This is a genomic window from Bradyrhizobium sp. TM233 (assembly GCF_036247965.1).
Taxonomy (GTDB): domain Bacteria; phylum Pseudomonadota; class Alphaproteobacteria; order Rhizobiales; family Xanthobacteraceae; genus Bradyrhizobium; species Bradyrhizobium ottawaense.
This window is the reverse complement of the sequence record NZ_BTIG01000020.1, coordinates 33,754-58,824: the sequence shown is the minus strand read 5'-3', so window position 1 is coordinate 58,824 and position 25,071 is coordinate 33,754. Positions and strand designations below refer to the sequence as shown.

Here is a 25,071-nt window from a genome sequence, read left to right as displayed (position 1 = left end):
CGCGGACCCGTTTTCAGCACCACCATTGCCGGAATGACCAGCGCAGACACCTCGGCCGCACACTTTGACACGGCCCCAGCGGAAGAGCCCCGGCGTTGGTCGGCGCGGCGCTGGCTGGCGCCCTTTGCCGTGGCGCTGGCGCTGCTCTCGGCCTTCCTGACCTTCCTGGTCTTGACCGGCCTGACCACGATCGAGCCGACGCCGGCGGTGGTCCGCTCGATCTACCTGATCAACGCGGCCACGATCCTGCTGCTGGTAGGAATCATCGTCCGCGAGCTCTGGCAGCTGATCCTGGCGCGGCGGCGGGGCAGGGCGGCGGCACGGCTCCATGTCCAGATCGTCAGCCTGTTCTCGATCGTGGCGGTGCTGCCGGCGGTGCTGGTCGCCGTCGTTGCCAATGTCACCATCGAACGCGGCCTCGACCGGTTGTTCTCCGGCCCGACCAAGGAGGTGATCCAGAATTCGCTGACGATCGCGCGCGCCTATATGCAGGACCATGCACAGCTGATCCGCGGCGACATTCTCGGCATGGCCAACGACATCGCGCATGCCCGGCCGCTCTACGACCAGGATCGCCGCTCGTTCCGGGAGATGCTGAGCGCCAGCGCCGCGTCCCGCAACCTGCCGGGCGCGATGATCATCGACAAGAACACCAACATCCTGGAATCCGCCGACACCGGCATGCGGCTCGCTTATTCGCCGCCGGCGTCCGACTTCCTCAGCAACGTCAACGAGTCCGAGCCCGAGATCGCGGTCCTTCCCGATGCGAGCTTCGTGGCCGCGGTGATCCGGCTGCGCGCCTTCAGCGACACCTTCCTCTATGTCGCCCGTCCCCTTGATCCGAATGTCGTCAATCAGCTCAAGCAGACCGAGGTCAGCGTCGCCGAATACGCCCAGATCGAGTCGCGCCGGCTCGGCATCCAGGTTGCCTTCGCGCTGATGTTCGCCGTGATCGCGCTGACCATCCTGATGGCCTCGGTGCTGATCGGCCTCAACTTCGCCAATTCACTGGTCTCGCCGATCCGGCGGCTGATGAACGCGGCCCACACGGTCTCGACCGGCGACCTCCATGTCCAGGTGCCGGTGCACCAGTCGGAAGGCGATCTCGCCCAGCTGGGCGAGACCTTCAACAAGATGACGCAGGAATTGCGCAGCCAGCGCGACGAGCTCGTCAACGCCAGCGACCTGATCGACAGCCGCCGCCGCTTCATCGAAGCGGTGCTGTCCTCCGCGAGCGCCGGCATCATCGGCGTCGATACCTCCGGCAGCGTCGGCATTTTGAACCGCTCGGCCGAGAAGCTGATCGGGCACTCCGAGGCCGAAACGCTCGGTCATCCGCTCTCCGAGGTGCTGCCCGAGCTCGACGAGATGATGACGGCGGCGCGGGAAGGGAGCCAGCGCCTGGTGCAGGGCCAGATCACGATCACCCGCGACGGCACCGAGCGCAATCTCTCGGTCCGCGTCAGCGCCGAGAAGAACCAGCCGCATGACAGCTACATCATCACGCTCGACGACATCACCGAGCTGGTCTCGGCGCAGCGCACCTCGGCCTGGGGCGACGTGGCGCGCCGCATCGCGCACGAGATCAAGAACCCGCTGACGCCGATCCAGCTTTCGGCCGAGCGCATTCGCCGCAAGTTCGGCAGGGACATCACCGAGGGCAAGGACAAGCAGATCTTCGAGCAGTGCACCGATACCATCGTGCGCCAGGTCGACGACATCAGGCGCATGGTCGACGAGTTCTCGCGTTTTGCACGGATGCCGAAGCCGGTGATGGAGGGCGAGGACGTCGCCGACACCGTGCGGCAGGCCGTGTTCCTGATGAAGGTCGCCCATCCCGAGATCGACATCGAAGCCGAATTCAAGGATGATCCGCTCCGCGCCCAGTTCGACCGGCGGCTGATCTCGCAGGCGGTCACCAATATCGTCAAGAACGCCACCGAGGCGATCGAGCAGGTCCCGCCGGAGGAGCTCGGCAAAGGTCATATCGACGTCGTCGTGTCGCGCCAGGGCGAGGACGTGCTGATCGACGTCATCGACAACGGTATCGGCCTGCCCAAGGTCGCGCGCTCGCGGCTACTCGAGCCCTATGTGACGACGCGCGCCAAGGGCACCGGCCTTGGCCTTGCGATCGTCGGCCGCGTGCTGGAAGACCATGGCGGGCGCATCGAGCTGAAGGATGCTTCCGACTTCCGCGAGGGCCAGCGCGGCGCCTGGATGCGGATGCGCTTTGCGATCTCCGGGCAACCTGCGAAGGCCGAGGGAGCCGAGCAGGTCCCGGCGGCCGCGATCAAGGAAGCGACCGGCGAGCAGGCCGGCGCTGCTGTCAAGGACCTGGCGCAGGAAACAAAAGAGCCGGCGGCCGAAACAAAAGAGCCGGCGGCCGAAACCAAAGAGCCGGCTGAAATGACTAATGATTCAACGAAAATCGAAGCCTCGACAGGCATCTGACAAGACAGGCGCGACCCATGGCAAGTGAAATTCTGATTGTCGATGATGAGGCCGATATTCGAGATCTCGTCGCAGGCATTCTCGAGGACGAGGGTTTTGTCACGCGCACCGCGCGCGACAGCGACTCCGCACTGGCTGAGATCGCCAACCGGCGGCCGCATCTGGTGTTCCTCGACATCTGGCTGCAGGGCTCCAAGCTCGATGGCTTGCAGCTGCTGGAGCAGGTCAAGAAGGACAATGCCGACCTGCCGGTCGTGATGATCTCCGGTCACGGCAACATCGAGACCGCGGTCGCCGCGATCAAGCGCGGCGCCTACGACTTCATCGAAAAGCCGTTCAAGGCCGACCGGCTGATCCTGGTCGCGACGAGAGCGCTGGAGAACTCGCGGCTCAAGCGCGAGGTCAAGGAGCTGAAGCAGCTCGCGCCGAGCGCCAGCCAGCTCGTCGGCCGCTCGCCGAGCATGAACCAGCTGCGCCAGACCATCGAGCGCGCGGCCAAGGCCAACAGCCGCATCCTGATCGTCGGCCCCGCCGGCGCCGGCAAGGAACTGGCGGCGCGCACGCTGCACACGGCCTCGGGCCGCGCCGACGGTCCCTTCGTCGTCATCAACGCAGCCGCGATCACGCCCGACCGCATGGAGCACGAGCTGTTCGGCGTCGAGCAGTCCAACGGCGAGCAGGCGCGCAAGCCCGGCGCGCTCGAGGAAGCCCATGGCGGCACGCTGTTCATCGACGAGATCGCGGACATGCCGCGCGAGACCCAGAACAAGATCCTGCGCGTGCTGGTCGAGCAGTCGTTCCAGCGCGTCGGCGGCACCGCCAAGGTGCAGGTCGACGTCCGCATCATCTCGTCGACCGCGCGCAATCTCGAAGAGGAGATCGCGGCCGGCCACTTCCGCGAGGACCTCTATCATCGGCTCTCGGTGGTGCCGATCCGCGTGCCTGCGCTGTCGGAGCGGCGCGAGGACATCCCGGAATTGATCGACTATTTCATGGAGCAGATCTCGGCCGGCAGCGGCCTGCCCAAGCGGCAGATCGGGCAAGACGCGATGGCGGTGCTGCAATCGCATGTCTGGCCGGGCAATGTGCGCCAGCTCCGCAACAACGTTGAAAGAGTCATGATTCTCGCCGCCGGTGGGCCAGAGGTCATCATCACGGCCGACATGTTGCCGCAGGACGTCGGCTCCATGGTGCCGGCGATGCCGACCAGCAACAACGGCGAGCACATCATGGGCCTGCCGCTGCGCGAGGCGCGCGAAGTGTTCGAACGCGACTATTTGATTGCACAGATCAGCCGTTTTTCAGGAAATATTTCTCGTACAGCCGAGTTCGTTGGCATGGAACGGTCGGCGCTGCATCGAAAGTTGAAGGCGCTCGGTGTCGGCTAGCGCGTTTTTGTGCAAGGAAAACGCCGTCGAAACAAGATTCTAACGCCGCGACGTTGCGGCGACCTCTTATGAACAAAGCGAGGAATTTCATCGATTTCCGTAGTTTTTCGGGGCAATACGGCGCCCGCTGCCGTGTGAAGCGGCTTGCCTAATAGGTCCACCTGTCCTCTAATCGCACAGCTGTTCCTTCCGAGGGGGATCTCATGAGGAACGGCAACCGGGAGAGGCCCCGAACTCCACAAAGAGGGCCGCAACCGGCGCAATAAAAAGAAACTCAAAGCGAGAAAAAAACAATGGCGGCAGACCGCGCACAAAACCTACAGGACACCTTCCTTAATCACGTTCGCAAAACCAAGACGCCACTGACGATCTTTCTGGTCAACGGAGTGAAGCTCCAGGGCATCGTGACCTGGTTCGACAATTTCTGTTTGCTGCTTCGGCGCGACGGTCATTCGCAGCTCGTCTACAAGCATGCGATCTCGACCATCATGCCGGGTGCGCCGATCCAGTTGTTCGAAGGCGGCGAGGATCAGCCGGCTTGAGAGTGATCTGATTGGAACCCCGGAATTTCGACGGGGATGCCGACCGTCCGCGGTCGGCAGGGGCTAAGCAGACGGGGCGGGTGCTTGTCATCGGCCCCTATTTGCGGGTGCGCGCAGGCGGTGCCGACGCGCAATCGGAGACTTATATCCAGCGCAACGCCGAGGCCCGGCTCGATGAAGCCGCCGGCCTCGCGCGCGCGATCGACCTCGTCATAGCCGACGCCATCATCGCGCCGATCAGCCAGATCAGGCCTGCCACTTACATTGGCAAGGGCAAGGTCGAGGAGATCGCTGCACTGGCCAAGAGTCTCGACGTCGAGCTCGTGGTGATGGATTGCGCGCTGGCGCCGATCCAGCAGCGCAATCTCGAGAAGGAATTGCACGCCAAGGTGCTCGACCGCACCGGGCTGATCCTGGAAATCTTCGGCCGCCGCGCCAAGACCAAGGAAGGCTCGCTCCAGGTCGAGCTCGCGCATCTCAACTACCAGCGCTCGCGCCTGGTGCGCTCATGGACCCATCTGGAGCGCCAGCGCGGCGGCTTCGGCTTCATGGGTGGTCCCGGCGAGACGCAGATCGAAGCGGACCGACGCCTGATCCAGGAGCGCATCTCCAAGCTCGAAGGCGAGCTGAAGAAGGTGCAGGCGACGCGGCGGCTGCATCGTGCCGGCCGCCAGCGCGTGCCGTATCGCGTCGTCGCGCTGGTCGGCTACACCAATGCCGGCAAGTCGACGCTGTTCAACCGCCTGACCCGCGCCGACGTGCAGGCGGCGGATATGCTGTTTGCGACGCTTGACCCGACCCTGCGCGCGCTGACCCTGCCGCATGGCGGCAAGGCGATGCTGTCGGACACGGTCGGCTTCATCTCCAATCTGCCGACCCAGCTCGTCGCGGCCTTCCGCGCCACGCTCGAGGAGGTGCTGGAAGCCGACGTCATCCTGCACGTCCGCGACATCTCGCATGAGGACGCCGAGGCGCAGCAGAGTGACGTCGACGCCGTGCTGCGCCAGCTCGGCATCAACCCCGACGATAGCGGCCGCATCATCGAAGTCTGGAACAAGATCGACCGCTACGATTCCGAGCAGCGCGAAGAGCTTTTGAACATCGCCGCGCGGAGGCCGGAGGACCATCCCGCGATGCTGGTCTCGGCGGTGTCAGGCGAGGGGGTCGACGCCCTGCTTGCCGCGATCGAGGAGCGGTTGGCGGCCAAGCGCACCACGCTCGACCTCTCCATCGACGCCGCCGACGGCGCCGGCATCAGCTGGCTGCACCGCAATGCCGAGGTGCTGGCCAAGGAGCTGCACGACGGCCGCTTCGACATGACCGTACGGGTCGACGAGACCAAGCGGGATATCGTGGTGAACAGGTTCGACGCCGTGCCGCGCCTCTCGGCCTAGGCGCTGCTGCCTGAGAAGATCACCTCGACAGATCGAGGCTCATGAACTGGTTGTGCGGGCTCGCCTGATAATCGGCGAACGGCGCACAAGCCGACGCTGCGGTAGAGCGAGATCGCGGGGGCGTGCAGCGGCGCAGTGCCGGTCTCCAGGCTGAGACGCGCATAACCGCGCTTGCGGGCTTCAGCAACGATGTGGTCCAGAATGGCTCGCCCGACTCCGGTTCGCCGCGCAGTGGGCGCGGCCCGCATCGACTTCACTTCGCCATGGGTGTCATCGAGTTGCTTGAGGGCGCCGAACCCGGCCAACGCACCATTGTGCCAGGCGGTCCAGAACGTCACGGATGAGGCCGAAAGACTGCTCGCGTCCAGCGCCTGCGCATGCTCGCCCATGACGCTGCGGAGCTCTTCCAGATGATGCGCCAGCAAGTCGGCGACATAGGGCGCCGTCGGATCGTCCTGCCTGATATCCACGTCGTCCCCTTGTGTCAGGTGGCGGTCTTGGCCGCATTCCACAGCGCGTCCATCTCCGCCAGCGAGGCCTGCTCCAGCGTGCGCCCCTGCGCCTCCAGCGCCCGCTCGATATAGGCAAAGCGCCGCTCGAATTTCGCGTTGGTCGCACGCAGCGCGGCTTCCGGATCGGCGTCGACGTGGCGGGCGAGATTGACGAGGGCGAACATCAGATCGCCGGTCTCTTCCGCAATCTCCTGCTTGTCGTTGCGGTCGAGCGCGGCCTCGATCTCATCGGCTTCCTCGCGGATCTTTTGCAGCACCGCGCGCGGGTCGTTCCAGTCGAAGCCGACGGTGGAGGCCTTGCGCTGCAGCTCCATGGCGCGCGTCAATGCGGGCTGACCGGCCTTCACCCCCGACAGCAGCGATTTGTGCGTAGGCACGTCCTCCGGCGGCCGACGCGCGGCGCGCTCGGCCTTCTCCTCGGCCTTGATGCGGTCCCAGACTTCCTTGACGTGGGAGGAGGCGAGATTGCCGTCCTTGTCGGCGAAGACGTGGGGATGGCGCCGGATCATTTTTCGCGTGATCGCCTCGACGACATCTCCGAAAGCAAAGGCGTTCTGCTCCGAGGCCATCTGGGCGTGGAAGACCACCTGGAGCAGGAGGTCGCCGAGCTCCTCTCTGAGATCGTCGAGATCGCCGCGGCTGATGGCCTCGACCACCTCATAGGCCTCCTCGATCGTGTAGGGCGCGATCGTCGCAAAATCCTGCTCGAGGTCCCAGGGGCAGCCGGTCACCGGCGTGCGCAGCGCCGCCATGATCTCGATCAGGCGGGAAATGTCACGGGAAGGGGTCATTGGCGGGGCAGTCTCCTGGGTCCAGAACCTTATGCCAAAAGCGGTCGGACGATCCCAGCGCAAGGAGGCGGAACAGGCCGATTTCCACCGATTGGCTGATGCGTTCCGCGGTGCTAAAGCGCGGGCCATGAGCGACACATTTTCCTCAGACACCGCGCTGGTGTTGTTTTCCGGTGGCCAGGACTCCACCACCTGCCTCGCCTGGGCGCTCAGCCGCTTTGCACGCGTGGAGACGCTGGGCTTCGAGTACGGCCAGCGCCATGCCATCGAGCTCGCCTGCCGCGACCGGCTGTTCGACGGCATCAAGGGCTTGCGCGCCGATTGGGCTGCAAAACTCGGCGAGAGCCATACGCTGTCGATCCCGACGCTGGCCGACGTGTCCGAGACCGCGCTGACGCGCGATGTCGCGATCGCGATGGGCGCCGACGGCCTTCCGAATACGTTCGTGCCCGGCCGCAACCTGGTGTTTCTGACTTTTGCGGCGGCGCTGGCCTATCGGCGCGGCATCACGCACATCGTCGGCGGCATGTGCGAGACCGACTATTCCGGCTATCCCGATTGCCGCGACGACACCATCCGCGCTATGCAGGCCGCGCTCTCGCTCGGCATGGCCAGACAATTCGCGCTGCACACACCCTTGATGTGGATCGACAAGGCCGCGACGTGGAAGCTGGCGCAGGATCTCGGCGGCGAGGGGCTGGTCGATCTCATCCGCGAGCATTCCCACACCTGCTATCTCGGCGAACGCGGCGCGCAGCATGAGTGGGGTTTTGGGTGCGGCGAGTGCCCGGCATGCAGCTTGCGGGCGAAGGGATGGCGGGAGTTTGTGGCGGGGCGCTGATGCTCACTGCGCCGCTCTCGTGCCCCGGACGCAGCGCAGCGCCTCTTCAGCGGTGCGCTGCAGAGCCGGGGCCCAAGTCTCTGCAAGGTGCTGTGTGGCTTTCTGGGTCCCGGCTCTGCGCCGCGACGCTTACGCGTCGCAGCTTGTCCGGGACACGAGCTCCGTAATAACGGGCGTTGCCAGAGCTACCCGAAATCCTCCGGCCGCAGCTCGATCGGCTTGCCATGCGGCGTGCGATCGGCGGCGTGGTCCCAGGCGTCGCGGTAGCGGTGCAGCGTCTCCAATGACGCAACACCCTTGCGCGCAACCAAACCCTCCAGCGTGGCGAGCCAGTGCAGGTAGTAGGTTTCGCCTGTATCCGGATCGCCGGCAGCCTGCGCGCGCTTGATCTCGGAGGCGAGGCTTGCTGCCCATTCCGGCCAGGTGAATACGCCGCGCTCGTGCAGGCTCAGCGCCATCGCGAACGCATGCGCCTCCCAGGGCGCGCGGAACACCGGGCCGTCGTCATCGCGGGGAATGCTGGGTATCGCCGCGGTGGCTGCGGCAGCAGCGGTACCACTCATGACGCCGGGTCCAGATACGGCTCGAATGCGTCGATCGAGACCTTCAGGGTGGGATCACCATCCTCGCCCCAGAGATCGCGGCCTTCGAACACGACCGTATAAAGCCATTGCGGATGTTCACCGTGCTCCATCGCCGCCGAATCCGGAAACACGTGGCAGCCATGGTTCAGCTCGACGATCCCGACATGGCCGCGCACGTAACGCGGCAGCCGCGTGTGCGTGGGCGGATGGATGTTCTTGGCGCGCACGCGATCGCCGATGTTGAATTTCGCCGGTGCAGGGGCAGGGCGGGCGAACTTGCCGCGCACCATGATGCGCTCGACCTGAGTGAGATCGAACTTGCCGTGCTTGAGCGCCTTGGCAGGCTGCATCGCGTGACCGGCGGCGACTTCCTCGCGGGTGAGGTAGCCCTTCTCGATCAGCATCTCCTCGAGCCCGAGAAACCACTTCTTGTAGTAGGAGCTCGACAGATAGACGTGCGGCGGAATCGTCTCGCGATAGAAGCGCGAGGTGTCGATGTTGAAGGCACCGGCCGCGCCCATCGCGCGCACCATCGCCAGCACGCGGGATTCCCATTCCGCATGGAACACCGGCTCGTTGGGCTCGGGCTCGACCTTGCCGAACCCGTCCATGCCGCCCATGTCGTGCACGCCGTTCATGACGGCGCTCCCGGCGTCTTGGGAAAGCCGGTCCCGATCATGGAATCGCGCGTGACGAGCTCGGCGAGTTGCTCCTCGCTCCAGCCGTCGGTGCCTTCGGGGCGCATCGGCAGCACCAGGAAGCGCGTCTCGGCGGTCGAATCCCACACCCGGATCTCCATGTCCTTCGGCAGGGTGACGTCGAAATCGGCGAGCACGCCGCGCGGATCCTTCACGGCGCGCGAGCGGTAGGGCGCGGCCTTGTACCAGACCGGCGGCAGTCCCAGCATCTCCCAGGGGTAGCAGGAGCACAGTGTGCACACGACCATGTTGTGTCGCGCGGGCGTGTTCTCGACCACGACGAGATGGTCGCCGACGCGGCTGACATGGCCGAGCGTGCCGATCGCTTTGGAGCCGTCCTCCAGCAGCGCCCGCTTGAACGCCGGATCGGTCCAGGCCTTGGCGACCACGCGGGCGCCGTTGTGCGGGCCGATCTTGGTCTCATAGGCCTGGATGATGGCATCGAGCGCGGCGGGCTCGACATAGCCTTTCTCGGTCAAGATCGTCTCGAGCGCGCGCACGCGCAGCTCGGTCTCCGACAGCTCGGAATGGTCGTGATCGTGGTCGTGGTGATGGTCGCTCATGGCGCGAAGATAGTCCCAGAATCCGGGCCTTGTCGAGGCGAAGACTCTGCTAACATCCAGCCATGGGATGGGCCAAACAAACCGGAATAGCCGCCGCAATCGCGGCTCTTGTCGCACTTGCGGCGCAGGATGCGCGCGCCGCGAATGGCGCCTATGCGGTGGATGCCGCCGACATTTCGGAGGTCGGCTCCTGCAAGGTCGAAAGCTGGCTGTCGATGGCGTCCAACACCGATGTCGCGGCCGTCGCCAATCCCTCCTGCGTAGTCGATCCCTTCAGGCCGGTCGAGCTGAGCCTGCAGACCATCCGGGCCAGAAGCGACGGCGACTGGAGCACCACTGTCGCTCCGAAAGCCAAGACGAATTTCATCCCGACCGGGATCGGACGGTGGGGGCTATCGGCCTATGGCGGCGGATCGTTCGAAGTGACGACCGGCGAGGCGCTGTCCGCCTTTGCGGTCATCCCCGCGACCTTCCGCCTGTCGGAGACGATGCGCGTCAATGTCAATGGCGGCTGGCTCTGGGATCGCACCGTCGATCGCCACTATCTGACCTACGGCATCGGCTTCGACTGGAAGTTCACCGACACGTTGCAGTGGACGATCGAGGCCTATGGGCAGGCCGGCGCCTCCGAGATCGCGAGTGTCGTGCAGCCGCGCTTCCAGACCGGCGTGCGCTATCGCCCGAACGAGATCTTCTCCGTCGACGTGATCTACGGCCGCAACATCACCGGCGAGAACGCCAACTGGATCACCGTCGGCACCACCATCCGGTTTCCGGTCAAGGGCAGCGAGCCCGAGCACCATCGCACCGGGCATTTGTGAGCTACCAAGAACAAGAACCGGGAGGTTGCGTTGGCAGAGTACGTGAAGATCGAAAAGGGCCTCGGGCCCGAGGGACGGATTGCGGTGGTGCGTTTCGATCGGGGCGACGGCATCAACGCCCTGTCGCCCGAGGCATTGCGGCAGCTGACCGCGGCGGCCCGCAGCTTCGAGGACGATTCCGCGACGTCGGTCGTCGTGTTGACCGGCAGCTCGGGCGCGTTCAGCGCCGGGTTCGACCTCAAGGATGCCGAGGGACGCTCGCGCAAGGAGATGGATCTCGGCACTCTGCGGCGGCACCTCAAGCTGGGACCGCGCCTGACGCACGCCTGGCAGGAGATGGAGCAGATCACGATCGCGGCGATCGAGGGGTTTTGCGTCGGCGGTGGTGTGGCCCTCGCCGTCGCGCTCGACTTCCGCATCATGGGCCGCGATGCGCATCTGCGCGTGCCCGAAATCGGGCTCGGCATGAACATGAGCTGGCAGAGCATCCCGCGCATGCTGCATCTGATGGGCCCCGCCCGCACCAAGCAGGCGGTGATCCTGGCCGATCAACGCATCTCGGCCGATGAAGCCCATGAATGGCGCCTGGTCGAGCAGGTGGTCGATCCCGGCCATGCCTTCGAGGCCGCGATGGATCTCGCCCGCAAGGTCGCCGCGCAGCCGCCGCTCTCGGTCGCGATGACGAAGCTGACCGTCAACCGGCTCGCGCATGCGCTTGACGATCTCGCCAGCCACATGGACGTCGACCAGTTCGCGCTCGCTAGCTTCAGCGAGGATCACAAGGAGGGCGTCGACGCGTTCCTGGGCCGCCGCAAGCCGCGCTTCAAGGGGCAATAGATTGATGCCAGGCCATTGATCGCACAACCGACAGTTCGTATACGCGGCGCAGGGACAAGAGCAGGCTCGCCCACGGGCCGCACAGGCGACGACGATCGAGGGGGAGGGCCCATGACTGCTAGCTCGCAGGCGCCAGAGGCGAAAGGGTTTCGCTGGAAACTGGTCGCGCCGCTCGTGGTGTGGCTGGTGATCTATCTGTGGCCGGTGCCTGCAGGGCTCAACGTCAATCAGTGGCACTATTTCGCCGTGTTCGCGGCCGTCATCACCGGGCTCATCCTGGAATCGATGCCGGTCGGCGCAGTCGGCCTGATCGGACTCACGGTCGCCGGCATCAGTGGCTATATCGACCCTGATCCGACCAAGTCGCTGCGCTGGATGCTGGCAGGCTTTGCCGAGAGCACGGTCTGGTTGATCGTCGGCGCTTTCGTGTTCTCGATCGGCTACCGCAAGAGCCAGCTTGGCCGGCGCATTGCATTGGTGCTGGTGCAGCGGCTTGGCCGCAACACGCTCGGCCTTGGCTATGCGGTCGCAATGTCGGACTTCCTGCTTGCGCCGGCGACGCCGTCGAACACCGCGCGCAGCGGCGGCATCGTCTATCCCATCATCAGCAACATCCCGCGCATCTATGGCTCCGAGCCGGGGCCGACCGCCGGCAGGATCGGCACTTACGTGATGTGGACGGCGTTTGCCGCGACCGCCGTCACAAGCTCGCTGTTCTTCACCGCGCTCGCGCCCAACGCGGCGGCGCTGGCGATCGCCAAGAAGACCGCCGGGGTCGAGGTCAGCTGGGGCCAGTGGTTTCTCGGCTTCGCGCCGCTCGGCATCCTGCTGATGGTGCTGGTGCCGCTGCTCAGTTATTTGGTCTGCCGTCCCGAGGTGAAACGCAGCCCCGAAATCTCCGAATGGGCGGCGAAGGAACTCGCCGAGATGGGCCCGATGTCGCGCAACGAGTGGATCATGCTCGGCCTGATCGTGCTCGCGATGTTCCTGTGGATCGCGGGCTCCAGCCCGGACATCCACGTGCCCGTGCTCGGCTCGAACTTCGTCAATGCCACCACGGTCGTGTTCATCGTGATCTCCCTGATGCTGGTGACCGGTGTGATCGAGTTTGCCGACATCGTCAGCGAGAAGAGCGCCTGGGAGGTGTTCTTCTATTTCACCTCGCTGTTGACGCTGGCCTCCGGCCTCAACGAGATCGGCTTCATCAAATGGTTCGCAACCGAGTACGCAAAGCCGCTCGCCGGGCTATCGCCGTCGACCGCGATGCTGCTGCTGGTCGCGCTGTTCTTCTGGATCCACTATTTCTTCTCGAGCATCACCTCGCATGCCGCCGCCGTGCTGCCCGTCGTGCTCGCGGTCGGATCGGGCATTCCCGGTCTGCCGGTCACGACCCTCGCCATGCTCTGCATGTACTCGCTCGGCCTGATGGGCGTGATCTCGCCTTACGCGACGGGACCGGCGCCGATGTATTTCGGCAGCGGCTACATCGGGAAGGGCCAGTTCTGGGGTTTTGGCCTGCTCTTCGGGCTGCTCTATTTCGCAGGTCTTCTGCTGATCGTGCTGCCCTGGTTGCAGATGGGATGAGCCCGGGCGGGAGGCTGATACCCTCGGCGAAGGAATATTCTTCTCCGGCGAGGGATTGGGGAATCTTCGTCCATCTCCTCGCAAATATCTGAAATTGCAAGAAAGACTGGAAAAGGCGATGGTGCGTGCTGCGGTGCAGCGCGTTGCCCTCAGAGGCGTATGCTGCTGTTCCATCTCCAGTCGCTGATGCGACCCGGCTTTCGTTTGCCTTTTCGGGTGAGCGAGAGAACTATTGTGCATGAAGGCCGTCTCCATGAACGCTCACCAATCGCTTGCCGTCGGACAGCCGATTGCGCCGCCTGAAGCGATCTCACGCGCCGCGCCGGAACCGGACGCGATGGTCCGTTTCGCCGGCATCTCGAAGATCTATCCCGCCTATCGCGGCAAGCCCGGCGTCAACGCGCTGCAGGACATCGACTTCGCGATTCCCCGCGGCTCCATCACCGGCGTGATCGGCCGCTCCGGCGCCGGCAAGTCGAGCCTGGTCCGGCTCATCAACGGGCTGGAGAAGCCGACCACGGGACGCGTCGTCGTCGACGGCCGCGATATCTCGGCGCTCGCCGGCCGCGAGCTGCGGCTGGCGCAGCGCTCGATCGGCATGATCTTCCAGCACTTCAACCTGCTGTCGTCGCGCACCGCCGCCGACAACATCGCGCTGCCGCTCGAGATCGCCGGCTGGTCCAAGGCCGACATCAAGGCCCGCGTCACCGAGCTGCTCGCCCTCGTCGGCATCGCCGACAAGCACGACCGTTATCCCTCAGAACTCTCCGGCGGCCAGAAGCAGCGCGTCGGCATTGCCCGCGCGCTCGCGACGCGGCCGAGCGTGCTCTTGTCGGACGAGGCGACGTCAGCGCTCGATCCGCAGACGACGCGCGCGATCCTCGATCTGCTCGCCAACATCAACCGCGAGCTGGGCGTGACCATCGTGCTGATCACCCACGAAATGTCCGTGGTACGCCAGCTCGCCAAGGAAGTGGTCGTGCTCGACGCCGGCCACGTGGTCGAGAGCGGCCATGTCGCCGACATCTTCACCCATCCAAAACATCCGATCACGCAGTCCTTCCTCGCGGAAGTTATCGGCGACAGCCTGCCGGTCTCGCTGGCGAGCCGGATCGTGGCCGAGCCGCCCGTTGGCGGGCAGGCCGTGATCCGCGTCGAGGTCCGCGGGGCAGGGGCAGGCGACACCGTGGTGGCGCGGCTCGCTCGCGAGCTCGGCCTCGACGTCGCGCTGCTATCGGCGCGCGTCGACGAGATCGGCGGCCAGCATGTCGGCTCGCTCGTTCTCGGCATTCCCGGCCGCGAGGACGCGCAGGCGCGGGTCCTTGCCTGGTTGTCTCAATATCAATTCCCGGCGGAGCATCTCGGCTATGTCGCCTGAACTCATCAATTTGATCATCCAGGCTACCTTCGAGAGCCTGTACATGGTCGGCATCGCGGCGCTGCTCGGCACAGTCTTCGGCCTGCCGCTCGGCGTCTTCCTCGCGACCAGCCGGAAGGGCGAGCTGTTCGCGGCCCCACTCGTCAACCGCGCGCTCGGCATCGTCGTCAATGCGACGCGCTCGACGCCCTTCATCATCCTGGTCGTGGCCATCATCCCGTTCACCCGGTTTGTCGCGGGCACCTCGATCGGTTCGACCGCGGCGATCGTGCCGCTGACGATCGCGTCGGCACCGTTCATCGCGCGTCTGGTCGAAGCTGCGATCCGCGAGGTCGATGGCGGCCTGATCGAGACGGCGTCCTCGTTCGGCGCCTCGCCGCTTCAGATCGTGTTCAAGGTGCTGATCCCCGAGGCGCTGCCGGGCCTGTTGCTGGCACTGACGCTCGCAGTGGTCAGCCTGCTCGGCTACTCCGCGATGGTCGGTGCGGTCGGCGGCGGCGGCCTTGGCGATCTCGGCATCCGCTACGGCTATCAGCGCTTCATGCCGGAGATGATGCTCGCCGTCGTGGTCGTGCTGATCGCGTTGGTGCAGCTCGTGCAGAGCGCGGGCGATTATCTGGCGCGGCGGGTCAACCGCCGGCTGCGGCATCACTGATACCACCATCCTGAAACTGGAGACTTCAATGCGCTTTCTCGCAACCCTTGCGGCTGCAGCCTTGTTTGCGACCACGGCGACAGCCGAAACCATCCGCGTCGGCGTCACCGCCGGTCCTCATGCCGAGATCATCGACGTCGTGAAGAAGGTCGGCGCCGAGCGCGGCCTCGACATCAAGGTGGTCGAGTTCACCGACTATGTGATCCCGAACCAGGCGCTGGCCCTGAAGGATCTCGAGGCCAATTCGTTCCAGCACGAGCCGTATCTGAAGAACCAGATCGCCAAGACCGGCTGGAAGATCGTCAAGGTCGCCAACACGATCGGCTCGCCGCAGGGCGTCTATTCGCAGAAATACAAGAATCTCGCCGACCTGCCGGAAGGTGCCCGTGTCGCGATCGCCAACGATCCCTCCAACGGCGCGCGCGGCCTGATGATCTTGGCGCTGCACGGCGTGATCAAATTGAAGGACCCGAACAACGTCTCCTCGACCATCGCTGATATCACCGACAACCCGAAGAAGCTTCGCTTCGTCGAGCTCGATGCCGCCCAGCTGCCGCGCGCGCTGCAGGACGTCGACGTCGTCTCCATCAACAACAATTACGCGGTGCAGGCCGGCCTCAATCCGGCGACCGATGCGATCGCCCGCGAGAATCCCGACGGCCCCTGGGTGAACATCCTCGCCGTTCGCGAAGAGGACAAGGACAAGCCTTGGGTGAAGCCGCTGATCGAGGCCTATCACTCCGCGCAAGTGAAGGAATTTTTGGAGAAGCGCTTCAAGGGCACTTATCTGCCGACCTGGTAAGGCGAGAGGGCGCGTCAGGCCGCCAGCCTGGCGCGTCGCAGCGTCTGCGAAGGCAGCTCGGCGAAGTGGCGCTTGTAGTCGAGCGAGAACTGGCTGAAGTGCCAGAAGCCGTGCTGCACGGCGACGTCGTAGACAGAGCTCTCGATGCCGCTGGCGCGCTTGAGGTCGCGGCGCACGCGGTTGAGCCGCATCGCCCGCCAATAATGCATCGGGCTCGTGCCCACGACTTCCTGGAAGCAATAGCCGAGCTTGCGCGGGCTGGCGCCGACCGCCTTGCAGACCTCCAGCAGCGAGAGCGAGCGATCGCCGCTGCCATGCATCAGCGCCCGCGCACGATCGACGGTGCGCTTGCGCGCCGCGGCGCTGCGGCCGGGATCGCTGGGGCGTGCGGTCGGCAGCATGTCCATGATCTCGACGAGAAGGGCGTCTTCCAGCGCCTGCCCGACGGCCGGATCGTCGAACCGCTCGGGGGCAGTCGAGATGGTCTCGTGGATCGCGGCAAGGTGAGCGCGCAATCGCGCGACCGGTGCCTGCGCCATCTCGATCACCCGCAACTGGTGCCAGACTGCGCGCGGCAGCTCGATATCGAGCCGGGCCGCAAGCTCCTCGATCAGCGCCGCGCTGGCGACAACACCGCGCAGCTCGAATGACTTTGGCGTGCACATATCGACCTCGGCGTCGACGCAGGCGATGACCTGGGCGCCCGCAACGCTGGCGCCGTTGCAATTGACCTCGCCGTCACCGCGCCAGGGCAGACCGATGCCGAAGCTGTCGGCCCCTAACTGGCCGTATTGGCGGACCTGCTGGCTGGTGATCTCGCGGAAGACCTCGAGCCGGGGCAGGGAGAGTTGGGTGAAGCCGCCCCTGAAGGCTCCGGCGCTGATCTGGTCGTAGCTGAGCCGCCAGCGGCCGAGCGAAGCGCAATGCTCGTCGACATCGGTGCTGCTGGCCTGAAACAGGCCGGCAGCCGGGTCTGGAGTTGGAGGAGTTGCGCCTAAGGGCATGACGACACGTCGAAATTCACCACCCGACAGCCAGCTAGACCCGCGCCAGACTGGCATGGCTATAGGCGCTGTCCAGCAAAATATTGCCGGATCTCGATAACGCCCACCGCGACCCTCCGTGCAGTCTTCCGCGCCAGTCGTTCCCGACAACGGGGTTCGGGGCTGCTTTGCGGAGGGATCGAGATGCGACCGACCGAGATCATGCGCGGCAGCCCGCCCGCGCCCGAGGCGCAGGTGACGCGCGCCAATTGGCGCAGCTTTCCCGCGATCCGCTGGGGCTTTACCCACACCCGCGAAGTGCTGCCGACCGCAGAGATCCGCCGCTCCGCCCAGCGGACGCCGATGCGAAGCGCGCCGCGCGAACTGGCAAAACTCGGCTTCACCGCACCGGATGGCAAGGAGACCACGATCGAAGCCACGCTCCGCGAGACGTTTGCCGATACGCTCCTCGTCATGCACCGGGGCACGCTGATCCACGAATGGTACGGCGACGGCATGAGCGTGACCACGCCGCATCTGATCTGCTCGATCAGCAAGGCGATCGCCGGCACCCTCGGCGGCGTGCTCGCCGCGCGCGGGCTGCTCGATCCCGAGGCGAGGGTGGTACGCTACGTGCCGGAGCTGGAGACTTCGGTCTATGGCAGTTGCACGGTCCGCAACCTGCTCGACATGGCCGTCGCCATCAAGTTCGAGGAGGATTACGAGGATCCCGCCGGCGACGTTGCGCGCTATCGGTTCTCCTCGGGCTGGGACGTGCCGCCGCCGGGCGTCGACGCAGGCCACCAGCGCGCTTATCTCACAACCTTGCGCGGCACCGGCAAGCCGCACGGCAAGGTGTTCCACTACGTCTCGCCCAATACCGAGGTGCTCGGCTGGGTCTATGAGCGCGCCTGTGGGATGCCCTACCATCGCATCCTCTCCGAATATCTCTGGCAGCCCCTGGGCGCGGAGGAAGACGGCTCGCTCACGCTCGACAGCCACGGCATGGGCCGCATCGCCGGCGGCATCTCCGTCACCGCGCGTGACCTCATCCGTTTCGGCGAGATGATCCGCTGCCGCGGCGTGGTCGAGGGGCGGCAGGTGGTGCCGGGCTGGTGGATCGACGACATCCGCGAGAACGGCGATCCCAAAGCCTGGGCCGACGGCGACCTCGCCGAGTTTTTCCCGGGCGCGCGCTATCGCAGCAAATGGTTCACGATCGATCCGGCGCGCAACGCCATGACCGCGATCGGCATCCACGGCCAACATCTTTATGTCGATTGGGACTCGGACACCGTCATCGTCAAGCTCGCCACGCAGCCCAAGGCGATGGACGTTCCGGTCGACCAGCGCTGGTTCGCCGCCTTCAACGCCATCACCGCGCATCTCGCCTGATTTCTGGACATCCCCATGCTCGATACCGTCAAAGCCAAATCGCAAGCAGGGACCGCGACGCCGCATCCGCTCGATCCGCTGACGACCGAGGAGATCACCGCCGCTTGCGCGCTGGTGCGCGCCGCCGCGACCTCGCCGGAGAACTGCCGCTTCCCGACGGTGCGGCTGGAGGAGCCGACCAAGCAGGAGCTGGCCGCAGACAGCGCAGGGCGCCGCGCCTTCACGTTGACGCTGGACATCACCACGGGTGAGGCGATCGAGCACATCGTCGATCTCACCCGCAATGAGATCATGGCGCGAAAAGTCATTCCGAACCGCGAGGCGCCCTACGGACAGCCGCCGGTCATGCTGGAAGAATTCTTCAAGTGCGAGGCCGTGGTGAAGGCCGATCCCGGCTGGCGGGCGGCGATGGTGCGGCGCGGGCTTTCCGACAAGGACATCGAGCTGGTCCAGGTCGATCCGTTCTCGTCGGGTTTCTTCGACAAGGAGTTCGAGCGCGGCGCCCGTATCGTGCGTGCCGTCAGCTATTTTCGCGAGCACCTCCAGGACAACGGCTATGCGCACCCGATCGAGGGCGTGGTCGCTGTCGTCGACCTGATCGGCGGCAAGGTCATCGACCTCACGGATGAGGATCCGATCGTGCCGATTCCGCGCAAGAAGCGGAACTACGGCGCGCATGAGATGACCAATCCGCGCACCGACATCAAGCCGCTGCACATCGAGCAGCCGGAAGGTGCGAGCTTCAAGGTCGACGGCTGGAAGGTCGACTGGCAGAAATGGAGCTTTCGCATCGGCTTCACGCCGCGCGAGGGCCTCGTGCTGCATCAGCTCGCCTACCAGGACGGCGCGCGCAAGCGCCCACTGATCCATCGCGCCAGCGTCACCGAGATGGTGGTGCCTTACGCCGATCCGACCGCGAACCATTTCTGGAAGTCGGCGTTCGATGCCGGCGAGTACGGCCTCGGCATGCTCGCGAACGCGCTCGAGCTCGGCTGCGACTGTCTCGGCAACATCCGCTATTTCGACGTGCCGGCCGCGGACAGCAAGGGCGAGCCCTTCGTCATGCAGAACGCCATCTGCATGCATGAGGAAGATTACGGGATCGCCTGGAAGCACTATGAGTTCCGCAACGGCCTGTTCGAGGTCCGCCGCTCGCGGCGGCTCGTGATCTCGTTTTTCGCGACCGTCGGCAATTACGATTACGGCTTCTACTGGTATCTCTACCAGGACGGCACGATCCAGCTGGAGACCAAGCTCACCGGCATCATCCAGACCGCCGCCGTGCCATCAGGCGAGACGTACAAATGGGGCGGCATGGTCGACGACAATCTGGGCGGACCGACGCACCAGCACTTCTTCAACGTCCGCCTGCACATGGATCTCGACGGCGGCGGCAACACCGTCACCGAGCACGATTTCGTGCCGCGGCCCTGGGGTGACGACAATCCGCACGGCAACGTCTTCGACACCACGACGCGGGTGTTGTCGCGCGAGCATGATGCGGCGGGCATCGCCAATGGCCAAACCGGCCGGTTCTGGAAGATCAGCAATCCCAACGAGACCAACTCGGTCGGCAATGCTCCGGCCTACAAGCTCGTCGTCAATCCGAGCCCGCTGATTCTGGCGCAGGAGGGCAGTTACGTGCGCAAGCGCGGCGGCTTCGCGACCAAGCATGTATGGGTGACTGCATTCGATCCGGCCGAGAAATACGCAAGCGGCGACTATCCCAACGTCCATGCCGGCGGCGATGGCCTGCCGCGCTATGCCGCGAAGGACCGCAATATCGAGAATGCCGATATCGTGGTGTGGCACTCGTTCGGCCACACCCATGTCTGCAAGCCCGAGGACTTTCCGATCATGCCGGTGGAATATGCCGGCTTCCTGCTGAAGCCGACCGGCTTTTTCGCCGCCAATGCAGCCGGCGACATCCCGCCGGACCGCAACAGCCGCAGCGTGATGGCACACGAGAAGGGCGACTCCGCGACCTGTTGTCACGCGGACCGGGCGTAACCATCAACGGCTTGCGCCTTCGGCTTCGGTCGCAACTCTATTGCGCGATGCAGCCGTCGCTTGCGGTCGCGTTTCGAACAGAATCGCGATCTCAGTCTGGAAATATTCCAATTCTAAAGAAGCGACGTCGCAGCGCGCGTGAGCGCATTCGTCGCACATGCTGCTCGCATGTCTGGAGAAATTCTAACGCCGTTCCTATCGCACTCCGAAATCGCCTGAGTTAGGGCGAGGCATCAAGAACGATACCGGCGAAGCCGGCAGTGCGTGGGGCATAAAAGACGTGACCGACTTCCAACCTTTTTCGCGTGAGCACACGCGTCATCGACAGATTCGCATGCTGCTCCTCGGAGCGGTCAGTACGCTCTCCCTCGCCATGCCCTTCGGTTCCGTGCAAGCCCAAACGCAAATTCCCGCTGTCACCGTCGATGCGCCGGTTCAGCGCGCCCGTCCTGCGGCGGTTGCTTCGTCGCGAAGGGCGGCGACACGCACCTCTCGCGCCAATCGTCGCTCTCCCGCGCAGCCAGCCACGCCAACCCAGTCGGCATCGTCGAACGGCGCGACGGGCGAACGTGCCAATGGTCCGGTGCGCGGTTTCGTCGCCACGCGAAGCGGCACGGCCACCAAGACCGATACACCGCTGATCGAAACCCCGCAGTCGGTCTCCGTCGTCACCACCGACCAGGTCAGGAATCAGGGCGCGGTCTCGATCGGCGAGGCGCTGCGCTACACCGCCGGTGTCAGCGGCGACGTCAATGGCGGCTCGGACACCCGCTTCGGCGCTCTGCAGATCCGCGGCTTCGACACGACCATGTCGGGCCTCTATGTCGACGGCCTGCGGATTCCCTCCAGCAATTACGTGCACTTCAACGGCCTCGATCCCTACGGGGCCGAGCGCCTGGAGGTGCTCAAGGGCCCGTCATCGGCGATGTATGGCGGCAGCGGCACCGGCGGCATCCTCAACTACGTGACCAAGCTGCCGACGGCGCAGCAGTTCGGCGAGGTCTCGATCTCCGGCGGCAGCTTCAACCGCTATCAGGGCCAGTTCGACATGGGCGGCCCCGCCAACAAGGAAGGCACGGTGCTGTGGCGCCTCACCGGCGTCGTCCGCGACGGCGAGACCCAGGTCGACTTCACCAAGGACAACCGCGTCTTCATCGCGCCCGCCGTCACCTTCAAGCCGAACGAAGACACCACCATTACCTTGGTCGCCAACTATCAGAGGGACAGGGCAGGGTGGGGCCTGCAGTTCCTGCCGGCCTCGGGCACGGTGTGGCCGAACAACGGCCGCACCATTCCGGTCTCGTTCTTCGCGGGCGTGCCGAGCTTCAACGCGTTCAACACCGAGATCGCGACCGCCGGCTACCAGCTGTCGCACAACTTCACCGACAACATCACCTTCCGGCAGAATTTGCGCTACGCCTATCAGCACAACGAGGAGAAGGTGTTTTACGGCGGCGGCTATACCGACGAGGCCGCGGGGCAGCTCGCGCGCTTCGGCAGCTACAGCAACTCCTACATCAACTCCTTCGCGGTTGACAACCAGCTCCAGGGTAAATTCACCACCGGCATCCTCAGCCACACCACGCTGGTTGGCGTCGACTACCGCAATACGACGTTCCGCGACACCGCCTTCGCCGTCACGACGTCGGCGCCCGAGATCAACGTCTTCAACCCGGTCTACAGCTACGACTGGACCATCGGCGGCATGAGTGACAACACCGGCGTCAAGCAGTCGCAGGTCGGCCTCTATGCGCAGGATCAGATCAAGCTCGGCCGGCTGTCGCTCCAGCTCGGCGGGCGCCAGGATTTCGTGACGACGCAGGTCGACAGCGGTATCTCGAACACCTCGGTCTCGAAAGATGCGTCGGCCTTCACCGGCCGCGCCGCATTGATGTACAATTTCGACAACGGCATCGCACCCTATTTCAGCTATTCCGAGTCGTTCCTGCCGGTGCTCGCGACCGGTCCGTCCGGACAGATGCTCAATCCCGAGACCGGCGTTCAGTACGAGGTCGGCGTCAAGTACCAGCCGCTCGGCTGGAATGCGCTGTTCACCTTCGCCGCCTTCGACCTGACGCGCGACAACGTCGTCACCTACGCGCCGCCGCTCAACTTGGCCGAACAGACCGGGCAGGTGAAATCCCGCGGCATCGAGCTCGAAGGCTCGATGTCGCTTGCCGATGGCTGGAACCTGCGCGCGGCCTATGCCTATGTCGATGCGATGGTCACGCAGGATCCGGTGAATGTCGGCAAGGCGCCGGTCACCGTGCCGCTCAACCGCGCCTCGCTGTGGAGCGACTACACGCTCCAGAGCGGACTGCTCGCAGGCCTGCAGTTCGGCGGCGGCATCCGTTATGTCGGCGCGACCTGGGGCGATGATGCCAACACCTTCAAGGTGGGATCGGCGACCGTCCTGGACGCGCTGCTCGCCTACACCAGGGACAATTGGCGCTTGTCGCTGAACGTCACCAATCTCGCCGACACGCGCTATGTCGCCGCCTGCTACAGCCTGTCCGGCTGCTTCTATGCGGAGGGACGGAAAGCCATCGGCAAGCTGACTTACCGATGGTGAGTTCATTCTGAGGACGGTCCCGGTAAAGGCAGCCGGACCGCTTGATGAGAGTTGACGACCATGAGAGCGATATTCGGCAGGCTGCATCGCTGGGCGGGATTGCTCACGGCCGGCTTCCTGTTCTTCTCCGGCATCACCGGCGCGATCATCTCCTGGGATCACGAGATCGACGACGTCCTGAACGGCCATCTGTTCGACGTCAGCAGCAAAGGCCCGGCGATCCCCTCGATCGAGCTCGCAGGGATGATCGAGCAGCGCGATCCCCGTGCGCGCGTCGTCTATCTCTTCATGACGCCGGAGCAGGGCCACTCGCTGTGGTTCTTTGTCATGCCGCGGATCGATCCGGCGACCGGCAAGCGCTACGGCCTCGACTACAATCAGGTGTTCCTCGATCCCAACACCGGCGCGGAGCTGGGCCGGCGCTATTGGGGCGCGGTCTGGCCTGTCACGCGGGAAAACTTCGTCTCGTTTCTCTACAAGCTGCACTACACGATGCACATCCCGGAATTCTGGGGCAGCGATCGCTGGGGCATGCGGGTGCTCGGCGTGATCGCCATCATCTGGACCATCGATTGCTTCGTCGGCTTCTATCTGACACTGCCCTCGCGCAGGCGCGCCAAGGCGGCACGGGCGCCTGCCGTCACGCGCCAGCTCGATCGCGGCTTCTGGTCGCGATGGGCGCCGGCCTGGACCATCAAGACCTCCGGCAGCGCCTACCGGATCAATTTCGACATCCACCGCGCCTTCAGTCTCTGGACCTGGGGCGTGCTGTTCGTCATCGCCTTCACGGCGTTCTCGCTGAACCTCTATTTCGAGGTGTTCTCGCCGCTGATGAAGATGGTCTCGAACTACACGCCGACACCCTATGAGCAGCGGCCTTATCGCGATCTCGACGATCCCATCGAGCCCAAAGTCACCTTCGCCGACATCGCCGCACGCGCCGCCGCCGACGGCAAGGCGCGGGGATGGACGATCCCGGTCGGCTCGATCAATTACGGCCCTGCCCATGGCGTCTATGCCGCCGCCTTCTTCCACCCCGGTGACGACCACGGCGCCGGCGGCGTCGGCCCGGCGCAGCTCTATTACGACAGCGAGGACGGCCGCCCGATCGGCGAACGGCTGCCCTGGGTCGGTACCGCCGCCGACATCTTCGTCCAGGCGCAGTTTCCGCTGCATTCGGGCCGCATCGTCGGACTGTTCGGCCGCATCCTGATCTCGATCATGGGCCTGGTGGTGGCGGCACTCTCGGTCACCGGCGTCGTGATCTGGTGGCGCAAGCGCCGCGCCCGCGTCCGCGTGCGCGCGACCGCGGCGATGCGCTTGGATCGGCAGCTGACGCCGGCGGAGTAGGGTCCCGTACGGGTCGTTACGGATGAACCTTCCCGCCTGTGGCGGGCACAAAGACTGGAGATCGCTCCCAGTCCCCGGACATCGAATGAAATCGCTTGCCTTGCTCTGCCTGCTCGCCCTGGCGACGCCCGCCCATGCGGCCGCGCCGGAGCAGCACTATCTCGACCTGCGCGATCGCTACATCGCAAAATTCTCGAGTGCCAAGGAGAGCGACGAGATCTACAAGCAGCATGATGCGGCGCTCAAGGAGCTGGCAAGCGTGCTGCGCGGCCTGGTGGGACCGGTCACGATCAAGGGGCTTCCCGCAGACGGCAAGTCGAACGTCGACACGCTGTTCAAGAGTGATATCGGGTTCGGCCATCTCGACGGGCTCGGTTTCGCCTCCGAAGGCGACAAGATGCAGGCCGTGGTGACCACCACGGGGTTGCTCACGCACTGGCTACGCGAGCATCGCGAGGACGGCATGCCGCAGGACAGCGGCGCCGCGTTCAAGTCCGACCGCTTCTATTATCAGGCGATCCAGGACGCCGCCTTCGCCAAATATGCCGAGCTGCCGATCACAAGGCCCGCATCCGCGAGCGCTGCAGTCGCCGTGCTCGGCCTGCGCGGCAATGGCGGGCTCAAGGGAGCGCCGGATGAAATCGACGTCGTCGCGATCAAGGGCGATAAGGTCTACTTCCTCGCCACATCGGACGCGTTAAAGACCGCTGAAATCCCGGCCTGCGAACGGGTGTGGAAGCAGATGATGGCGAAACCCGTCAACAAGAAGGACCCGCGCGGCGACATGGCCCGCGAGGATCAGGCCATGGACGCCTACACGAAATGCTTCGCCAAGGAAGCGCCGAGCCAGAGCTGGTACGCAGCGGCCGTGAAGAAGGCGCAGAGCCAGTTGGAGCTGCTGCCGCTGCGGTAGCGCGCAG

The 25,071-nt window shown here is 65.0% G+C and carries 22 protein-coding genes; 16 read left to right on the top strand and 6 right to left on the bottom strand.

Features of this window, described 5'->3' with window-relative positions:
• Nucleotides 1–33: 33 nt before the first annotated feature.
• From AABA86_RS28950 to hflX, 4 genes are all read left to right on the top strand, one after another.
• A complete protein-coding gene (locus AABA86_RS28950; protein ID WP_338309240.1) occupies nucleotides 34–2,451 on the top strand; it encodes a sensor histidine kinase in 2,418 nt (805 codons plus the stop codon).
• 17 nt (nucleotides 2,452–2,468) lie between these two features.
• Nucleotides 2,469–3,839, top strand: coding sequence for a nitrogen assimilation response regulator NtrX (gene ntrX, locus AABA86_RS28945; RefSeq protein ID WP_338309239.1), 1,371 nt, complete (start codon nucleotides 2,469–2,471; stop codon nucleotides 3,837–3,839).
• A 293-nt stretch (nucleotides 3,840–4,132) separates the two neighbouring features.
• The gene (hfq, locus tag AABA86_RS28940; protein WP_007591126.1) at nucleotides 4,133–4,381 is read left to right on the top strand and encodes an RNA chaperone Hfq; all 249 of its coding nucleotides are present in this window, start codon (nucleotides 4,133–4,135) and stop codon (nucleotides 4,379–4,381) included.
• An 11-nt stretch (nucleotides 4,382–4,392) separates the two neighbouring features.
• Nucleotides 4,393–5,775 carry a GTPase HflX gene (gene hflX, locus AABA86_RS28935; RefSeq protein WP_338309238.1) on the top strand — a complete coding sequence of 461 codons (1,383 nt, stop codon included), beginning with the start codon at nucleotides 4,393–4,395 and terminating at the stop codon, nucleotides 5,773–5,775.
• Here hflX and AABA86_RS28930 read toward each other — a convergent pair.
• The gene (locus AABA86_RS28930; protein WP_338309237.1) at nucleotides 5,772–6,245 is read right to left on the bottom strand and encodes a GNAT family N-acetyltransferase; all 474 of its coding nucleotides are present in this window, start codon (nucleotides 6,243–6,245) and stop codon (nucleotides 5,772–5,774) included. The two genes, hflX and AABA86_RS28930, sit on opposite strands and share 4 nt — an antisense overlap.
• 14 nt (nucleotides 6,246–6,259) lie before the next feature.
• Complete coding sequence (gene mazG, locus AABA86_RS28925) at nucleotides 6,260–7,078, bottom strand: nucleoside triphosphate pyrophosphohydrolase (protein ID WP_338309236.1); 819 nt, start codon at nucleotides 7,076–7,078, stop codon at nucleotides 6,260–6,262.
• A 127-nt stretch (nucleotides 7,079–7,205) separates the two neighbouring features.
• Here mazG and queC point away from each other — a divergent pair, with 127 nt between their 5' ends.
• Nucleotides 7,206–7,919, top strand: coding sequence for a 7-cyano-7-deazaguanine synthase QueC (gene queC / locus AABA86_RS28920; protein WP_338309235.1), 714 nt, complete (start codon nucleotides 7,206–7,208; stop codon nucleotides 7,917–7,919).
• Between the two features lie 185 nt (nucleotides 7,920–8,104).
• Here queC and AABA86_RS28915 read toward each other — a convergent pair whose 3' ends face one another.
• The 3 genes from AABA86_RS28915 to nthA are packed head-to-tail and all read right to left on the bottom strand — an operon-like array spanning nucleotide 8,105 to nucleotide 9,764.
• The gene (locus AABA86_RS28915) at nucleotides 8,105–8,482 is read right to left on the bottom strand and encodes a nitrile hydratase accessory protein (protein WP_338309234.1); all 378 of its coding nucleotides are present in this window, start codon (nucleotides 8,480–8,482) and stop codon (nucleotides 8,105–8,107) included.
• Nucleotides 8,479–9,141, bottom strand: a complete 663-nt coding sequence (gene nthB / locus AABA86_RS28910; protein WP_338309233.1) for a nitrile hydratase subunit beta — start codon at nucleotides 9,139–9,141, stop codon at nucleotides 8,479–8,481. Before nthB ends, AABA86_RS28915 begins: the two co-directional genes overlap by 4 nt.
• Entirely contained in the window at nucleotides 9,138–9,764 is a 627-nt protein-coding gene (nthA, locus tag AABA86_RS28905) for a nitrile hydratase subunit alpha (protein WP_338309232.1), read from the bottom strand. The genes nthB and nthA overlap by 4 nt, the downstream gene beginning before the upstream one ends.
• A 62-nt stretch (nucleotides 9,765–9,826) precedes the next feature.
• Between nthA and AABA86_RS28900 the strand changes: the two genes are divergently transcribed.
• The 6 genes from AABA86_RS28900 (at nucleotide 9,827) to AABA86_RS28875 (ending at nucleotide 15,841) form a co-directional block, all read left to right on the top strand.
• Nucleotides 9,827–10,585: a hypothetical protein gene (locus tag AABA86_RS28900; protein WP_338309231.1), complete on the top strand. Its 759-nt coding sequence runs from the start codon at nucleotides 9,827–9,829 to the stop codon at nucleotides 10,583–10,585.
• A 30-nt stretch (nucleotides 10,586–10,615) separates the two neighbouring features.
• Nucleotides 10,616–11,422 (top strand): enoyl-CoA hydratase/isomerase family protein, encoded by an 807-nt coding sequence (locus AABA86_RS28895; protein WP_338309230.1) that lies wholly within the window; start codon nucleotides 10,616–10,618, stop codon nucleotides 11,420–11,422.
• A gap of 111 nt (nucleotides 11,423–11,533) precedes the next feature.
• Complete coding sequence (locus AABA86_RS28890; RefSeq protein ID WP_338309229.1) at nucleotides 11,534–13,006, top strand: DASS family sodium-coupled anion symporter; 1,473 nt, start codon at nucleotides 11,534–11,536, stop codon at nucleotides 13,004–13,006.
• Between the two features lie 238 nt (nucleotides 13,007–13,244).
• Nucleotides 13,245–14,384, top strand: a complete 1,140-nt coding sequence (locus tag AABA86_RS28885) for a methionine ABC transporter ATP-binding protein (RefSeq protein ID WP_338309228.1) — start codon at nucleotides 13,245–13,247, stop codon at nucleotides 14,382–14,384.
• Nucleotides 14,374–15,039, top strand: coding sequence for a methionine ABC transporter permease (locus tag AABA86_RS28880; RefSeq protein WP_212249397.1), 666 nt, complete (start codon nucleotides 14,374–14,376; stop codon nucleotides 15,037–15,039). The genes AABA86_RS28885 and AABA86_RS28880 overlap by 11 nt, the downstream gene beginning before the upstream one ends.
• Before the next feature lie 28 nt (nucleotides 15,040–15,067).
• Nucleotides 15,068–15,841 (top strand): MetQ/NlpA family ABC transporter substrate-binding protein, encoded by a 774-nt coding sequence (locus AABA86_RS28875; protein WP_338309227.1) that lies wholly within the window; start codon nucleotides 15,068–15,070, stop codon nucleotides 15,839–15,841.
• A 14-nt stretch (nucleotides 15,842–15,855) separates the two neighbouring features.
• Here AABA86_RS28875 and AABA86_RS28870 read toward each other — a convergent pair whose 3' ends face one another.
• Nucleotides 15,856–16,845, bottom strand: a complete 990-nt coding sequence (locus AABA86_RS28870) for a helix-turn-helix domain-containing protein (protein WP_338309226.1) — start codon at nucleotides 16,843–16,845, stop codon at nucleotides 15,856–15,858.
• Nucleotides 16,846–17,028: 183 nt separating this feature from the next.
• On the opposite strand from AABA86_RS28870, the gene AABA86_RS28865 reads away from it, so the two are divergent.
• The 5 genes from AABA86_RS28865 to AABA86_RS28845 all read left to right on the top strand — a co-directional run bounded on the left by AABA86_RS28865 (nucleotide 17,029) and on the right by AABA86_RS28845 (nucleotide 25,064).
• On the top strand, nucleotides 17,029–18,219 hold the full coding sequence (locus AABA86_RS28865) for a serine hydrolase domain-containing protein (protein WP_212249400.1): 1,191 nt from the start codon (nucleotides 17,029–17,031) through the stop codon (nucleotides 18,217–18,219).
• A 15-nt stretch (nucleotides 18,220–18,234) separates the two neighbouring features.
• Nucleotides 18,235–20,229 (top strand): primary-amine oxidase, encoded by a 1,995-nt coding sequence (locus AABA86_RS28860; protein WP_338309225.1) that lies wholly within the window; start codon nucleotides 18,235–18,237, stop codon nucleotides 20,227–20,229.
• Between the two features lie 583 nt (nucleotides 20,230–20,812).
• Entirely contained in the window at nucleotides 20,813–22,801 is a 1,989-nt protein-coding gene (locus AABA86_RS28855) for a TonB-dependent siderophore receptor (protein ID WP_338309224.1), read from the top strand.
• 60 nt (nucleotides 22,802–22,861) lie between these two features.
• Nucleotides 22,862–24,151, top strand: coding sequence for a siderophore utilization protein FsrB (gene fsrB / locus AABA86_RS28850; protein WP_338309223.1), 1,290 nt, complete (start codon nucleotides 22,862–22,864; stop codon nucleotides 24,149–24,151).
• Between the two features lie 85 nt (nucleotides 24,152–24,236).
• Nucleotides 24,237–25,064 carry a hypothetical protein gene (locus AABA86_RS28845; protein ID WP_338309222.1) on the top strand — a complete coding sequence of 276 codons (828 nt, stop codon included), beginning with the start codon at nucleotides 24,237–24,239 and terminating at the stop codon, nucleotides 25,062–25,064.
• Nucleotides 25,065–25,071: the final 7 nt, after the last annotated feature.

Bases quoted from the DNA above. Each gene is read 5' to 3' on its own strand.
- queC (WP_338309235.1), top strand. From the start codon at position 7,206: ATGAGCGACACATTTTCCTCAGACACCGCGCTGGTGTTGTTTTCCGGT.
- AABA86_RS28950 (WP_338309240.1), top strand. From the start codon at position 34: ATGACCAGCGCAGACACCTCGGCCGCACACTTTGACACGGCCCCAGCG.
- AABA86_RS28845 (WP_338309222.1), top strand. From the start codon at position 24,237: ATGAAATCGCTTGCCTTGCTCTGCCTGCTCGCCCTGGCGACGCCCGCC.
- mazG (WP_338309236.1), bottom strand. From the start codon at position 7,078: ATGACCCCTTCCCGTGACATTTCCCGCCTGATCGAGATCATGGCGGCG.
- ntrX (WP_338309239.1), top strand. From the start codon at position 2,469: ATGGCAAGTGAAATTCTGATTGTCGATGATGAGGCCGATATTCGAGAT.
- AABA86_RS28885 (WP_338309228.1), top strand. From the start codon at position 13,245: ATGAAGGCCGTCTCCATGAACGCTCACCAATCGCTTGCCGTCGGACAG.
- nthB (WP_338309233.1), bottom strand. From the start codon at position 9,141: ATGAACGGCGTGCACGACATGGGCGGCATGGACGGGTTCGGCAAGGTC.
- hfq (WP_007591126.1), top strand. From the start codon at position 4,133: ATGGCGGCAGACCGCGCACAAAACCTACAGGACACCTTCCTTAATCAC.
- AABA86_RS28880 (WP_212249397.1), top strand. From the start codon at position 14,374: ATGTCGCCTGAACTCATCAATTTGATCATCCAGGCTACCTTCGAGAGC.
- AABA86_RS28890 (WP_338309229.1), top strand. From the start codon at position 11,534: ATGACTGCTAGCTCGCAGGCGCCAGAGGCGAAAGGGTTTCGCTGGAAA.
- AABA86_RS28900 (WP_338309231.1), top strand. From the start codon at position 9,827: ATGGGATGGGCCAAACAAACCGGAATAGCCGCCGCAATCGCGGCTCTT.
- fsrB (WP_338309223.1), top strand. From the start codon at position 22,862: ATGAGAGCGATATTCGGCAGGCTGCATCGCTGGGCGGGATTGCTCACG.
- AABA86_RS28915 (WP_338309234.1), bottom strand. From the start codon at position 8,482: ATGAGTGGTACCGCTGCTGCCGCAGCCACCGCGGCGATACCCAGCATT.
- AABA86_RS28870 (WP_338309226.1), bottom strand. From the start codon at position 16,845: ATGCCCTTAGGCGCAACTCCTCCAACTCCAGACCCGGCTGCCGGCCTG.
- nthA (WP_338309232.1), bottom strand. From the start codon at position 9,764: ATGAGCGACCATCACCACGACCACGATCACGACCATTCCGAGCTGTCG.
- AABA86_RS28865 (WP_212249400.1), top strand. From the start codon at position 17,029: ATGCGACCGACCGAGATCATGCGCGGCAGCCCGCCCGCGCCCGAGGCG.
- AABA86_RS28875 (WP_338309227.1), top strand. From the start codon at position 15,068: ATGCGCTTTCTCGCAACCCTTGCGGCTGCAGCCTTGTTTGCGACCACG.
- AABA86_RS28860 (WP_338309225.1), top strand. From the start codon at position 18,235: ATGCTCGATACCGTCAAAGCCAAATCGCAAGCAGGGACCGCGACGCCG.